This window comes from Leptospira alstonii serovar Sichuan str. 79601, assembly GCF_000347175.1.
Lineage (GTDB): Bacteria > Spirochaetota > Leptospiria > Leptospirales > Leptospiraceae > Leptospira > Leptospira alstonii.
This window is the reverse complement of sequence record NZ_ANIK01000070.1, coordinates 30,978-44,184: the sequence shown is the minus strand read 5'-3', so window position 1 is coordinate 44,184 and position 13,207 is coordinate 30,978. Positions and strand designations below refer to the sequence as shown.

10 protein-coding genes and 1 tRNA gene are annotated in these 13,207 nt (G+C 43.7%); 7 read left to right on the top strand and 4 right to left on the bottom strand.

What is annotated here, in order from left to right; translation table 11 throughout:
- The first annotated feature begins 58 nt into the window (after positions 1-58).
- Both ilvB and ilvN read left to right on the top strand, forming a co-directional pair.
- A complete protein-coding gene (ilvB, locus tag LEP1GSC194_RS14280) occupies positions 59-1,768 on the top strand; it encodes a biosynthetic-type acetolactate synthase large subunit (RefSeq protein WP_036043072.1) in 1,710 nt (569 codons plus the stop codon).
- A complete protein-coding gene (gene ilvN, locus LEP1GSC194_RS14275; protein ID WP_020774240.1) occupies positions 1,765-2,250 on the top strand; it encodes an acetolactate synthase small subunit in 486 nt (161 codons plus the stop codon). Before ilvB ends, ilvN begins: the two co-directional genes overlap by 4 nt.
- 114 nt (positions 2,251-2,364) lie before the next feature.
- Here the strand turns inward: ilvN and LEP1GSC194_RS14270 are convergent, their stop codons facing one another.
- The 3 genes from LEP1GSC194_RS14270 to LEP1GSC194_RS14260 all read right to left on the bottom strand — a co-directional run bounded on the left by LEP1GSC194_RS14270 (position 2,365) and on the right by LEP1GSC194_RS14260 (position 6,346).
- Positions 2,365-2,769, bottom strand: coding sequence for an acyl-CoA thioesterase (locus tag LEP1GSC194_RS14270; protein ID WP_020774215.1), 405 nt, complete (start codon positions 2,767-2,769; stop codon positions 2,365-2,367).
- A gap of 554 nt (positions 2,770-3,323) precedes the next feature.
- Positions 3,324-4,487 carry a radical SAM family heme chaperone HemW gene (gene hemW / locus LEP1GSC194_RS14265; protein WP_020774233.1) on the bottom strand — a complete coding sequence of 388 codons (1,164 nt, stop codon included), beginning with the start codon at positions 4,485-4,487 and terminating at the stop codon, positions 3,324-3,326.
- Positions 4,484-6,346 carry a glycoside hydrolase family 3 protein gene (locus LEP1GSC194_RS14260; protein ID WP_081605105.1) on the bottom strand — a complete coding sequence of 621 codons (1,863 nt, stop codon included), beginning with the start codon at positions 6,344-6,346 and terminating at the stop codon, positions 4,484-4,486. The genes hemW and LEP1GSC194_RS14260 overlap by 4 nt, the downstream gene beginning before the upstream one ends.
- On the opposite strand from LEP1GSC194_RS14260, the gene LEP1GSC194_RS14255 reads away from it, so the two are divergent.
- The 5 genes from LEP1GSC194_RS14255 to clpX all read left to right on the top strand — a co-directional run bounded on the left by LEP1GSC194_RS14255 (position 6,291) and on the right by clpX (position 10,341).
- Positions 6,291-6,923: an arylesterase gene (locus LEP1GSC194_RS14255; RefSeq protein ID WP_020774228.1), complete on the top strand. Its 633-nt coding sequence runs from the start codon at positions 6,291-6,293 to the stop codon at positions 6,921-6,923. The two genes, LEP1GSC194_RS14260 and LEP1GSC194_RS14255, sit on opposite strands and share 56 nt — an antisense overlap.
- A 62-nt stretch (positions 6,924-6,985) precedes the next feature.
- Positions 6,986-7,057 (top strand) — tRNA-Gly (locus tag LEP1GSC194_RS14250).
- A 40-nt stretch (positions 7,058-7,097) separates the two neighbouring features.
- Positions 7,098-8,453 carry a trigger factor gene (gene tig, locus LEP1GSC194_RS14245; RefSeq protein ID WP_020774227.1) on the top strand — a complete coding sequence of 452 codons (1,356 nt, stop codon included), beginning with the start codon at positions 7,098-7,100 and terminating at the stop codon, positions 8,451-8,453.
- Positions 8,450-9,058 (top strand): ATP-dependent Clp endopeptidase proteolytic subunit ClpP, encoded by a 609-nt coding sequence (gene clpP, locus LEP1GSC194_RS14240; protein ID WP_020774216.1) that lies wholly within the window; start codon positions 8,450-8,452, stop codon positions 9,056-9,058. Before tig ends, clpP begins: the two co-directional genes overlap by 4 nt.
- A gap of 17 nt (positions 9,059-9,075) precedes the next feature.
- A complete protein-coding gene (clpX, locus tag LEP1GSC194_RS14235) occupies positions 9,076-10,341 on the top strand; it encodes an ATP-dependent Clp protease ATP-binding subunit ClpX (RefSeq protein WP_020774236.1) in 1,266 nt (421 codons plus the stop codon).
- A gap of 363 nt (positions 10,342-10,704) precedes the next feature.
- Here clpX and LEP1GSC194_RS14230 read toward each other — a convergent pair whose 3' ends face one another.
- Positions 10,705-12,996: an inorganic phosphate transporter gene (locus LEP1GSC194_RS14230; protein ID WP_020774254.1), complete on the bottom strand. Its 2,292-nt coding sequence runs from the start codon at positions 12,994-12,996 to the stop codon at positions 10,705-10,707.
- Positions 12,997-13,207: the final 211 nt, after the last annotated feature.

Genomic DNA, 13,207 nt, shown 5'->3' with positions numbered 1-13,207 from the left:
TCGGTTCCTCTTGACAGTAGGCTTTCCGGTATCTTTATGGACGTTAAAGGGAGGAATCATGTCCACAGAATCAGGGAGAATAACGGGCGCCAGACTGATGGTGGAACTTCTGGAAGAATACGGAGTGGATGTCGTTTTCGGATACCCCGGCGGAGCCATTCTTCCCTTTTACGACGAGATTTACAAAAGCAAAAAAATCAAACATATCCTCGTAAGACATGAACAGGGCGCCGTTCACATGGCCGAAGGATACGCGAGAGCCACCGGAAAACTCGGCGTTTGTATTGCAACATCGGGACCGGGAGCGACAAACTTAGTAACGGGACTTACCGACGCCAAGATGGATTCGGTTCCCATACTCGCGATCACCGGGCAGGTTGCGACAAATGCGATCGGTACGGACGCTTTTCAAGAGGCCGATATTTTCGGAATCACCATTCCTATCACGAAGTACAGCGCATTGATAAAGTCTGCGGACGATATCGCAAGACATTTCGAAGAAGCCACCTTAATCGCGTTAGGCGGTCGTCCGGGGCCGGTTCTACTGGATTTTCCGAAGGACGTTCAGACTGCGCCGACTAACGTAAGAAAGGCGAATCGATTGAAAATCGCCCCTCGACATTATAAAAAACCGGAAGTTCGCGGAAATCTAGAAGAATTCGCGGAAGCGATCAACCGGGCCCAAAAACCTCTTTTGTATGTCGGAGGAGGTGCGATCAATGCGGGCGCTTCCAAGGAAATTTTCGAACTCGCTACCAAGGCCGGAATTCCGGTTACTATGACTCTGATGGGACTCGGTTCTTTTCCGGGAACACATCCCTTAAGCGTGGGGATGCTCGGGATGCACGGGACCGCAACCGCTAACAAAGCCGTATTAGAATGCGATTATATACTCAACCTGGGCGCAAGATTCGACGACCGTGTGGCAAAAATCGGAGAGTTTGCGGAAAAAGCGGTCCGCGCCCATATCGATATCGATACGGCCGAATTCAACAAACGAATTCAAGTGGATTATCTGTTGCACGGGGATTTGAAGGACGCGTTAAGTGCCATCCTTCCGTTCGTAAAAAAGCAGGAACGAACTTCCTGGATTTCCCATCTCCAAGGTTTAAAAAAAGATCATCCTCTGGATTTCGATAACTCGGGAAATTCGATCAAACCTCAGGACTTTTTGGAACGTCTTTATAAAAAAACCCAAGGTAAGGCGATCGTTTCCACGGACGTTGGGCAACATCAAATGTGGGCCGCTCAGTATTATCTTTTCGACGAACCGAATAATTGGCTTACATCCGGAGGTTTGGGGACCATGGGTTACGGACTTCCTGCGGCGATAGGCGCGAAATTCGGAAGACCGGATAAGATGACGATCTGTATTTCGGGCGACGGATCCATTCAAATGAATATTCAAGAACTTGCAACAATTGCCGCCAACAAACTGGGAGTGAAAATTCTTTTGTTCAACAATAACTTTCTCGGAATGGTACGCCAATGGCAGGAACTATTTTACGAAGAAAGATTTTCCCAATCCGAATGGAATTTCAATCCGGACTTTGTCAAACTCGCGGAGGCGTATTCGATTCCAGCGATGAAAATTTCGGATAAGTCGGAAATCGACAAAGCGATTGAATTTTTCACGAAGGACGACGGGGCCGTATTTTTAGAAGTGATGATACCGGCGGAAGAAAAAGTATTTCCAATGATTCCCGCGGGAAAATCTCAAAAAGAAATGATCGAATTTAAGGATTTAGCCGGATTGAAAAAAGTATGAAACACATCCTAAAAATTCTGGTAAACAATCATCCGGGAGTCATGAGTCATGTTTCCGGCTTATTTACTCGCAGAAGTTATAATATAGATTCGATTGCGGTCGGTGTTACCGTAGATCCAGAAATTTCAAGTATGGTGATCGTAGTAAGAGGGGACGAATCTACGGTAGATCAGGTCAAGAGGCAACTTTTGAAACTTCCGGACGTTTTGGAAGTGGAAGACCTTGCCTATCACGATTGTGTGAGTAGGGAATTGGTCCTTCTCGTCGTAAAACTTACGGAGGTTACGAGAACGGAAATACTTTCCGTGTGCGAAGTGTTTGATGCGAAGATCGCCGATTTAACACATTCTTCTTTAACGATAGAATATTCCGGAAACTCCCGTAAAGTCAATGCGATCGTAGAAATCATGTCCAAGTACGGAATCGAAGAAATTGTCCGCACCGGGCAAATCGCAATTCGATACAGAAGTATCGGATCGTAATCCTAAAACGGGTTTCGTTCGGGTCGAAAGTTTTGAATTCGCAAAAGCGAACTTACGATTTCAAAATCCGTTCTGAAGAATTAAGAACTTTTTCTTCATTCTTTCCGAAGAGTTTTAAACCGCCCTCAAAGAAACCGATTGTTTCCAAGGTCTTTTTCGATTGGAATCAAAAAGAATACAAAACGAATTCGAATTACAAATAACCTTGCGATCCGATTTACGGATCAATCTCTGAATGATTCTGTAACGCGCATTTGTAATCGTTCTGAATTCGGTCTGAACCAAAATCGAATCCGGAAATTGGATCCGACCTCTGTAATCGCATTCCGACCAAAGGACAATCGGTTCGATATGAGCCAGATCGGAACTGGGAGAACTCAGTTCGATTTCTCTCAACGCCTTTGTTCTCGCTTCGTCCAGAAAGGATTGAGCGTTTTCGATATTTAAACTTCCGCTTCCGTCACAATGATGATTTGCAATGGAAACTTCAAAGAGGTGAATTTTCGTGTTCGTTATCATTTGCATTTTCCCTTTCGTCTAACTGCTTGGAATAAAAAGTATAGTGCCTTAAATTTGCTTCTAAAATCGTTCAATTTATTTTTTTGAGAAGTTTTTTGTCGAATGTTAATGGTTTGGGTACAAAACAGTATCTTTCATTTTTGCCTGTTATACGGTATTAATTATGGATCTGATATATATTGAAAATTGTATACAATTATTTTTGAATATTGCCTGGATCTGTTTGAAGATCAAAAATATTAGGTGAAATGACTTTTTATGTATTTTTTCAGGGTTTTTATCGAAAAAAAACTGATTTTGTGATTCCCACTCGTTTCGCTGGATTGGATTTTTTTAAATTGCTCTGAAGGTAAATTTGACTGAAAAATTGCGTGAAACTGCATTTTGGGGCGATTTGAGGACTGAAATTACCGGAAAAGTATCGTTTTTTAAGGATGGCATTCGAAAAGAAATCGTTTTCGATCGATCCAATTTCGCTTTTTGCGGGACCGGCTCTGCACTTGATCTACATGGAGAACGCGAAATCTCGTTTTAATGAAATAACTTTTGCGGGCTCACAAAGAGGCGAGTTCTAAAATTTTGGAATCTAAGAATAAGACCGATTCCGGTTTCCACTGAAAAATTCCGTTTGAAAATTCGCAGAGCCCCGATTCCTGAATTCGTTTTAGATATCGGTCTAAAACTTTTTTCTTGTCGGGTATCAGTTCGTAAAAGCTTTCTATGGAAATCGGTCGAAACAAACGAAACAAGGACAGAATCAATTCCTCATAAAGATCCGGTTTTACGTATTCTCCGGAAAAATCTTTTCTCTTGTATGTTTCCACGTTTCTCGGATTGGAATATCTTCCCTCGGGAAGAAAGCCGTGAGCTCCGGGCCCGATTCCCAAATAGTATTCCATCGTCCAGTATTTGAGGTTATGTCTGGAGAAAAAACCGGGTTTTGAGAAATTACTTACCTCGTATTGAAAAAGTTCGAACGGAGAAAGTAAATCCGGTAAAAGTTTCAGGATTTCCTCTTGGATTTCTTCCTCGGGACCGAGGACGATTTTATCCATTACCTTTCTGGAATATTCCGTTCCCTTTTCCAAGGTAAGAGCGTAGAGGCTGATGTGTTTTCCTCCAGCCGATAAAACGCGCAAGATGTCGTTTAAGATTTCGTCTATCGTTTGTCCCGGAATTCCGTAGATGAGGTCCGCGGAAAAGTTGGAAATTCCGGAATTCTTTACGGTTTCCAAAACGTTTTCGTAACGGCTCGGATCGTAATACCTTCCTAAAAAATTCAGTCTTTCCGGTTGGAAACTCTGGATTCCCACCGAAATTCGGTTGATTCCGGCCTGCGTAATCGATTTTAAAAAATCGGAAGTGATATCCTCAGGATTACACTCCATCGTAATTTCAGAATATTCGCTAATTTTGATGTTCTTTTTCAAAAATTGAACGAGATCCGCGATTTGAGAAACGTCGGCTCGGGAAGGGGTCCCACCTCCGAAAAAGATCGTATCGAATTCTAAATTTTGGATCTGCGGATTGCCGGAAATCCTTCGTTCGATTTCTTCTTTGTATCTTTGAAAGAGTTTTGTTTCGTCGGGGATTGGATTTTTTCCGTTTCCCACGGAATAAAAATCACAATATTCGCATTTTTGAATGCAGTATGGGTAATGGACGTAGATTCCCGGAACTCCCGTCTTCACGACCGGATTTCCGAGATCGATTTTCATGGTTGTTTGGAGGCGGTTTTATCGTTGGAACCTTTTAGGATCAGATCCACGACCGGAACGGGGGAAGTCCTTTCCAACACGGAATACAAGAGGGCCTTTTTGGATTCCAGAGTCGGAGAGAACGAGAATAGGATTTTCAGGTTCGAAATCGTATTCAATTTTAAGAATGGCGTTCCGTAGTGAAGTGCTATAACTTCCAAGTCGGAATAACGTTTTGCCAGTCCCGCCGCGAGATCCAATTCCAATTGACTGAACGTGCTCACGACGATCCGTTTGAATTTGTTCGTTTTAACCAAGGCCGGAATTTTTCCGGAGTTAACGTTTGGAATATTCTTTTCCGCTAATACGGTTTCAAATTCAATTCCGCGCACCGCAAAGATCGTTTCGTCCGTTTTTACGGAACTCGGATGGAAAGAAGAGGGAAAGGACACGATCGTAGCCCTGGAAATTTCGGCGTTTAGAGTCGGAGAAAAGATTTCTAAAAAAGTTTTTTCTCTTTGGGCCAGTTGATCCTGAAAGAAGGCGATTTCTTTTTGTTCGAGATCGGAAAGTTTTTCTTTCGCTTCCGATTTTTTAGGGGAGAATTCGTAGATGATTCCGTGTTTGAGTTTTAAAAGAATTTGTCTGTATGCCGCTTCCTTTAAAAGATCTCTTTCTCCTTTTTGAAAAGTTCCTTTTACGTATGCGGTCAAAATTTGGTTTTTCATTTCGCGGGTCGTTTTCCCCCAGCTCGTCATGAGAAGTATATCCGCTCCCGCTAAAATCGCAAGTACTCCCGGATTTTGATCTTTGTAATGTTCGTCGATCGCGTCCATTTCCATCGCGTCGGTGATGATCACACCTTTAAATCCCATTCTTTCCCTTAAAATACCCGTGAGAATTTTTGAGGAAAGAGTCGCGGGAAAATTAGGATCCAATTTCGGATACACGATATGCGCGCTCATCACGACTTCGGCTCCTTGTCGGATGGATTCTTGAAAGGGAATGAGTTCCATTCTTTCCAACTCTTCCAAGGTCTTATCGATCTTTGGAAGGCCGAGGTGACTGTCCACGTTCGTGTCTCCGTGTCCCGGAAAATGTTTGATCGTAGGAATCGCTCCTCCGACCCTCGCGCCTTTTTCGTATCCGATTCCGGCGACGGAAACCATCTCGGGTGTACTTCCCATGGAACGAGTGTTGATGACCGGATTATCGGGATTGTTGTTGATGTCCAAGTCGGGAGCAAAAACGAAATTGAGTCCGAGTTTACGGAGTTGATAAGAAGTTATAAAACCGACTTTATACGCGTAGTCCGCGTTTTTGGTCTGACCGAGAGCCATCGCTCCCGGAAACTGAGTGACTCCGTCCCTGACTCGGAGCACCCGTCCGCCTTCCTGGTCCACCGAAATCAAAAGAGGCAGTTTGGAAAATTCCATGCTCTTGTTTTGTAATTCGAGATTGAGTTTTGAGATTTCCTGTTTGGTGCCGAGGTTCATTCCGAAAAGAATGATTCCTCCGGGAAGAATTTCTTCGATTTCTTTTTCCGTCGTTTCGTCCAAGGTTTTGCCGGGGATCGCCACATGGATGACTTGGCCCGTTAACTCTTCGGGACTCATCTTATCCACGATCTCTTTCGCTTGGGATTCCAAGTATCGATCCAAACCGTCGGCTTGCAGTTCTTGTTGATAGGAACTGATGTAGTAAAGCACGGTGAGGAAACTCAAAAGAAGTAGGAACACAAAGAGAAAACGTCGGATCATAGTTTGACAGAATAGGAAAACCTTGAATTCTGTAAAAACAAATTCTGAGGGACGGGAGATCCTTATGATTCTTTTCAAGATCTTGATTCTTCTTTTCAGTTTTTTCTTTTTCACTTCGATTCCCGCGGATTCGAACACGATCCGAATCTTATTTTTCGGAGACAGTCTTACGGCCGGACTGGGACTTGCTTCTCCCGACGAGGCGTTTCCTTCCGTTCTAGAAAACCGATTCTCCAAGAACGGAATTCAAGTGAAAGCGATCAACGCCGGTATGAGCGGGGATACAACTTCGGGAGGTTTGGCTCGTTTGGATTGGGCCTTATCTTCCGGTTTTGATCTGTTCGTTTTAGAACTGGGAGCGAACGATTCGATGAGAGGGATTTCGCCCGATCAGACCGAAAAAAATTTGAAAGAGATCATTACTAGAGTGAGAAAGAAAAATCCGAAGGTGAAGATTCTTCTTCTCGGTATGAAAACGTTTCCCAATCTCGGAAAAGATTATAGAAAAAAATTCGAATCCATTTTTCCGAAAATTGCAAAGGACGAAAACATTCCCTTGGTTCCTTTTTTTTTGGATGGAGTCGCGGGAATCCAAAAGCTAAATCAGAAAGACGGAATTCATCCGACTTCGCAAGGACATCGTATTCTCGCTCAAAATCTTTTTCCCTTTATCCAAAAAATTTTGAGGAAAGGATGATTCTCCAAAAAGTGAGTTTACACCGGACTTTTACCGAAAACTATGGATCAACCTGAATGATCGCGGGAATAGCTCAGTGGTAGAGCACCTCCTTGCCAAGGAGGGGGTCGCGGGTTCGAATCCCGTTTCCCGCTTTTTCTTTTATATCACCTCTTCCCCAGGCCGATTTGCATCATGGATTATAAAACAAAAAAAAATTCCAACGCTACAGTGGATATCAAACTTACGTTTGAAGCTTCCGACATTGAAAAAGCATTCGATAAAACGTATGCGGAAAAACAAAAAGACGTAAAAATTCCGGGCTTTCGTCCGGGAAAGGCTCCGCTTAACATGGTGAAGCGTCATTTAGGCGATACGATCGCGAGTGACGCGATCAACACTTTGATCACGGACGCGGTGAGTTCCATTCTCACGAAATTGGAACACCCGATCGTCCGATTTCCAAAATTCGAAATCCAAGACTATCAACCCGGTAAAAATCTGGTCGCGACTGCGGTTTACGAAACCGTTCCGGAAGTGAATCTCGGAAAATACAAAAAAGTAAAGATTAAACTTCCGGAAGTTGTCGTCTCCGATGCCGACGTTTCCGAAGAGATCGAAACGATCCGTAAACAACTCGCCCGTAAGCAGCTTAAGGAAGAAGGTCAAACGGCCGCTTCCGGAGATATTATCGATATGGAATATACGGTTCACGAAAAAGGCGAGGAACCGAAAAACGCAAGTAATACGTCAAACGACTATCATCTCGGTCACGAAAACAATCTGAAAGGTTTTGACGAGAATCTCTACGGACTTAAATCCGGAGACAAGAAGGAATTCTCGCATACGTTTCCGCAGGATTATTCTCAGGACGAAGTAGCCGGAAAGACGTTCGAATACGCAGTAACGATTCAGGCGCTTTATGCGAACATTCTTCCCGCCGTGGACGACGACCTCGCTTCCGAGTTCGACGGTTCCGAATCGTTAAACGCTTTGAAAGACAAGATTCGCAAAAATCTGAAGGAACGTTTTGAGGAAGGAGTTCGAAATAAGAAGGTGGAAGAGATCTATAAGGAAATCATTGAGGATTCCAAGTATATCTTCCCGGATTCTTACGTGAGAGAGGAATCCGAACACGTATTTCACAATATGATCCACGAGTTCAGACTTCCCCATATTACGATGGAAAAATACGCGGAGATGATCAAAAAAGATCTGAAAGACGTTCAGGAGTCTTTTAAAAATCTGGCCGAAACTCGTCTCAAACACTTCTTTACGCGGCAAAAAATCGCCGAGACCGAAAATATTACCTTTTCCGATGCCGATTTTAATACGGATTTGGAAAAACTTGCGTCAAGTTATCAAATTTCCCTGTCCGATCTTAAAAAAGAACTGGAAAAAGGAAAACTCATGGATCAATACAGAGAGAATTTTTTCGCAAAAAAGGTGGATGATATCCTCTTTGATCTTGTAGAAAAGAAATATACCGACAAATTGAGTATTGGGCAGGTAAAAGATTACCTGAATCAAAAGGAAGAGCAGAAAGCATGAGTGTAATTCCGTATGTGATCGAGCAGACGAGCAGAGGAGAAAGGTCTTACGATATTTTTTCCCGCCTTTTAAAAGATAGAATCATCTTTCTCGGGAATGCAATCAACGACGATTACGCAAACGTCATTACGGCTCAGTTGTTATTCCTCGAAGCCGAAAATCCGGAAAGAGACATTTATCTTTATCTCAATTCCCCCGGCGGATATGTTTCTTCCGGTCTTGCAATTTATGATACGATGCAGTATATTAAACCGGATGTAAGAACTCTTTGTTTGGGACAGGCTTCTTCCATGGCGGCCCTGCTTTTGGCGGGAGGAGCTCCGGGAAAACGTTCCGCGCTTCCGAATTCAAGAATTATGATGCATCAGCCGATGGGTGGAGCAACGGGACAAGCAAGCGACATCGAAATTCAAGCGAGAGAAGTTCTTAAGTTGAAAGAAATTCTGAACGAAATCTACCACAAACATACCGGAAAGAGTGTGGAGCAGATTCAGAAGGATACAGAGAGAAATTTTTATATGACCGCGGAAGAAGCGAAGAATTACGGAATCTTGGATACCGTGATTCAGATCGACCGTAAACAAGCTCAGGCTGCCCAAGCTTAAATAAAGGAGAAATTCCCTTGGCGAAGAAAACACCGGGAACTAACGGTAAACAAAAACTATTCTGCTCTTTTTGCGGAAAGGAACAGGATGCGGTAAAACGTTTAGTCGCCGGGCCGGGTGTTTATATCTGTGACGAGTGCATTTCTCTTTGTAACGAAATTATCGCCGAAGATCACGAACACTCTCACGAAAAATCATCGGAAGTATTTAGCGAGGTTCCAAGTCCGGCAGACATCAAAACCATTTTGGATCAGTATGTCATCGGGCAAGACCACGCAAAAAAAGCGCTTTCGGTAGCGGTTTACAATCATTACAAAAGAGTAAACCTTAAGGAAAAGAAGTCCGACATAGAAATCGAAAAATCGAATATTCTTTTGATCGGACCGACCGGAAGCGGTAAAACGCTTCTGGCTCAAACACTCGCAAGAATCATTAAGGTTCCCTTTGCGATCGTGGATGCGACCGCTCTGACCGAGGCGGGTTACGTTGGAGAAGACGTGGAAAACATCATTCTCAAGTTGATCCAAAACGCGGATAACGATATTAAAAAAGCCGAAATCGGAATTATCTACATCGACGAAGTGGATAAAATCGCCCGTAAATCCGACAGCGCCTCTATTACAAGGGACGTGAGCGGAGAGGGGGTGCAGCAGGCGCTTCTGAAAATCATCGAGGGAACGGTGGCTAACGTTCCTCCACAAGGCGGAAGAAAACACCCGCATCAGGAATACTTACAAGTTGATACGAAAAACATCCTTTTTATTCTCGGTGGAGCCTTTGTGGATCTCCCGAATATCATCAAGTCCAGAACCGGAGTTAAAACGATCGGTTTCGGTTCCGAGGAAATGAGGATTCAATCCGACAACAAAGACGCATTGATGGAGCAGGTGATTCCCGAGGATCTGATTAAGTTCGGGTTGATTCCGGAATTTATCGGAAGACTTCCGATCGTTGCAACTCTTCAAGAGTTGGATGTGGATATGCTGAAACAAATCTTCCGCGAGCCTAAGAACTCCGTTCTCAAACAATACACTCGTTTGCTCGAGCTTGAGAATGTGAAGTTGACTTTCCGTGAAGACGCAATCGATAAAATCGCAGAACTTGCGATCAAGAGAGAATCGGGAGCCAGAGGACTTAGGGCCATCGTTGAAAATATCATGTTGGATCTGATGTTCGACATCCCTTCTCGCAAGGACATCGAAGAGGTTATCATCACTGCGGAAGTGATCACTGACAGGGTGATTCCTACTTTGATCCTCAAAAAAGAATCCAAGATCGCTTAACGTTAGCGGCGTTTCTTCAATTAAGAACCTTTCGTCGGATTGTGTTATCCCATTCGATGAAAGGTTTTTTTATGTCCTTTGATTTTGATGCGCATCTTCTTCAATGTAACTCAGAGAAAAGCCGCTTGGTCGAATTAAGAATTCACTTCTTTGAATGTGATTCCGGTGAGCTTTTTCGGAAATGAATTCATCGTGGACCCAGTGGAAAGAACCGCTTTCCGAAATCCAAGCAATCCGGCTTCTATCTTCTATCTCGAAATCTCTACAAAGGCTGGAAGCGATTCCTCTTTGTAAGTAAAACGCATCGCTTTTACGTTTGCGACGCCGTTATTCTTAAAAAATAATTTTATTTACCGTTGCCTTTTACTTCTTCTTTTTCTTTTCTTCCGCTTTGAGTGCGAGGATCGATTTCCCTTGTAGCTCGATTTTTTTCTTTTCCGCCCAAGGAATGGCAACGCTCAATTCTTCCGCGAGAGAAAGAAGGTTTTCGTTGATGTCGATCAGTTCGTCGATGATCACGAAGTAGGAAACGCTGGATTTCAGTTTACTGTCCCCTTTTTTGATTCGTTTCATCTGACTCTTATAGATGTTCTGTTTGATTTTTTCCAGGTTTTTGGTTTTCTTTTCCGATCTTGCTTTTTCCAAAAGATCCGGAAATTTATCGGAATCCGCAATGAGTTCCATCAGATTCGTAGCGGATTTTCTGAGTTCCTTCACTTCCTCCTTTTCGTCCTTGGAAACCTCGTAAAAGGAACTGATTCCGTTCGAAGCGGTTCTCAAGATGTTCCAAATACTTTCCGTAATTCGATCCAGATGATTGATCGATTCCGTGATCGGATGTATGGAGGAAAGATCGTCTTCCTCCAGATGTTTGTTTGCGATCGATAGAAAACTCGAGAGTGAATTTTCTCTCATCTTCTTCAGATCTTTCAGAAGTTTTTGTGTTTGTCTGAAATTCTTTTTTTTGCCGTTTATGTAACCGGCGCAAACGTTGTTCAAAGCCTTTCTGGCAACGCTGAGGCTCGCGAGCATGGAAGAAATCGTTCTGGAAAGCGCGCGTTCCGGATGTTTTTTGAGAGTGATGAGTTTTTCAAGATTCTCATCGTATGTTTCCTGGCGTTTTTTGTGAATCCTTCCGAAAAGAAAGATTAAAAGTCCCGCGATTAAAACGAGGACGATGACCGAAGAGAATCCGAAAAAATACAGGATCGATCCGATGACACCGGCGGTAACCGAGGCGATGATTGCCGTAAAGAACCAACCGCCGACTACGGTAAGAACTCCGCTGACTCTGTTTAAGGAATTTTCCTTAGTCCACGCTCCGTCGGTAAGAGAAGTTCCCATCGCCACCATAAAGGTCACAAAGGTTGTGGAAAGCGGAAGTTTGTAAAGAGTTCCGATCAGAATGAGCGCGCTCGAAATCTGGATATTTACGGAAGCCCTGAGTAAGTCGAACGCTTCGGTTTCGTGCATTCGTACGATTTCGAAGGAGTTTTTCTGTTCGAAACGTCTTCCGATAAAATTACGAACCCTTGCGGGGAGGATCGCCTTGATCGGCGTGTAAATTCCGAGGGCGATTTGAACGAAAACCCGAGCGACCAAACTCGTATTAAAATTTTCTAATGTTTCCCCCTGGGAACCTAAGGTGACTTCGGTTTGGGTAACGGTTTCCGCCTTTTTGGAAAACCAAAGAGGGAAGAGCATAATACAGGCCGCGCCCAAGAGGATCAGGTTCGGAGTTTGAACGTTTCCGGCCAAACCGGTCGCTAAGGCGCTCGCATCTCCTCCTCCGGCTTGGATCAGAGTCCAGGTCGCAAAACTCGCGAGAGGAACCCCGATAAAATTCACCAAGTCGTTACTCGCAAAAGCCATCGCGAGGGAACCCGTTCCGACCAATACTAAGAATTTTAGAATATTCCATTCTAGTAATACTAAAATCTGAAAGAATACTGAAAATCCGGCAAAGCTGGCGAGAAGAATGTTCGCGAAATTCTCATTTAAAAATTTGCTCATTTCCGCGGGGATAAAAGCGGAACCTTTCATTGCGGTCAACAGAGTGAAAAAGATTACGGTTGTAATCGAAAGTCCTCCGAAAAGTCCTCCGAAGTATTTCATCGAATTCTTTAAGTTGAACGAAAAAATGAATCGGAATACGAACTGTAGAATCATTCCCGAGAAAAAAGCAACGATCACGCTCGTTACGATTCCGAAGATGATCTTGAGTGCGCTTTCCGAGTTGATGATTTGAAAAGCGCCGTTCAGAGTTCCGGTTTTTAAAAGTGCGATCGCGAGAGCCGCTCCTAAAAGTTCAAACACCAAGGATACCGTCGTAGAAGTCGGAAGTCCGAGAGTGTTGTAAAGATCCAGAAGTACGATATCCGTGAGCATGACGGCCAAGAATAAGAACATCAGATCCTGAAGCGCAAATCCGCTGGGATGAAAGATTCCTTTTCTTGCAACTTCCATCATACCGCTGGAAGAAAGGGCGCCGAGGATGATCCCGATTCCGGCGACAACTAAAATGATTCTTTTAGAGGATGCTTTGGAACCCACGGCGGAATTGGTAAAGTTTACCGCGTCGTTCGAAACTCCGACTAGGAGGTCGCCGACTCCGAGGATCGCCATGAGAACGACGATGATTAAAAAAAAGTCCATGAAACGCTTCCGTTTATTGTTTTGTTAGTATCTAAAGTTTTCGCTTTGACTCTTGTTAAACGTAAATCCGGCCCAATGACTCGGTCGCAAATTCAACATTATATTGCAGTCAACAACATAACGACGTTTGTCGAGAGTTGAGTCTGTTAAATCCGCGGAGCCGGACAACTGAAATTTTGTCGCAAACCCATCTGTGATTATTACTTTTGCG

Coding starts and splice junctions, on each gene's coding strand:
- ilvB (WP_036043072.1), top strand. CDS start 59: ATGTCCACAGAATCAGGGAGAATAACGGGCGCCAGACTGATGGTGGAA.
- ilvN (WP_020774240.1), top strand. CDS start 1,765: ATGAAACACATCCTAAAAATTCTGGTAAACAATCATCCGGGAGTCATG.
- LEP1GSC194_RS14270 (WP_020774215.1), bottom strand. CDS start 2,769: ATGATAACGAACACGAAAATTCACCTCTTTGAAGTTTCCATTGCAAAT.
- hemW (WP_020774233.1), bottom strand. CDS start 4,487: ATGAAAATCGATCTCGGAAATCCGGTCGTGAAGACGGGAGTTCCGGGA.
- LEP1GSC194_RS14255 (WP_020774228.1), top strand. CDS start 6,291: ATGATTCTTTTCAAGATCTTGATTCTTCTTTTCAGTTTTTTCTTTTTC.
- tig (WP_020774227.1), top strand. CDS start 7,098: ATGGATTATAAAACAAAAAAAAATTCCAACGCTACAGTGGATATCAAA.
- clpP (WP_020774216.1), top strand. CDS start 8,450: ATGAGTGTAATTCCGTATGTGATCGAGCAGACGAGCAGAGGAGAAAGG.
- LEP1GSC194_RS14230 (WP_020774254.1), bottom strand. CDS start 12,996: ATGGACTTTTTTTTAATCATCGTCGTTCTCATGGCGATCCTCGGAGTC.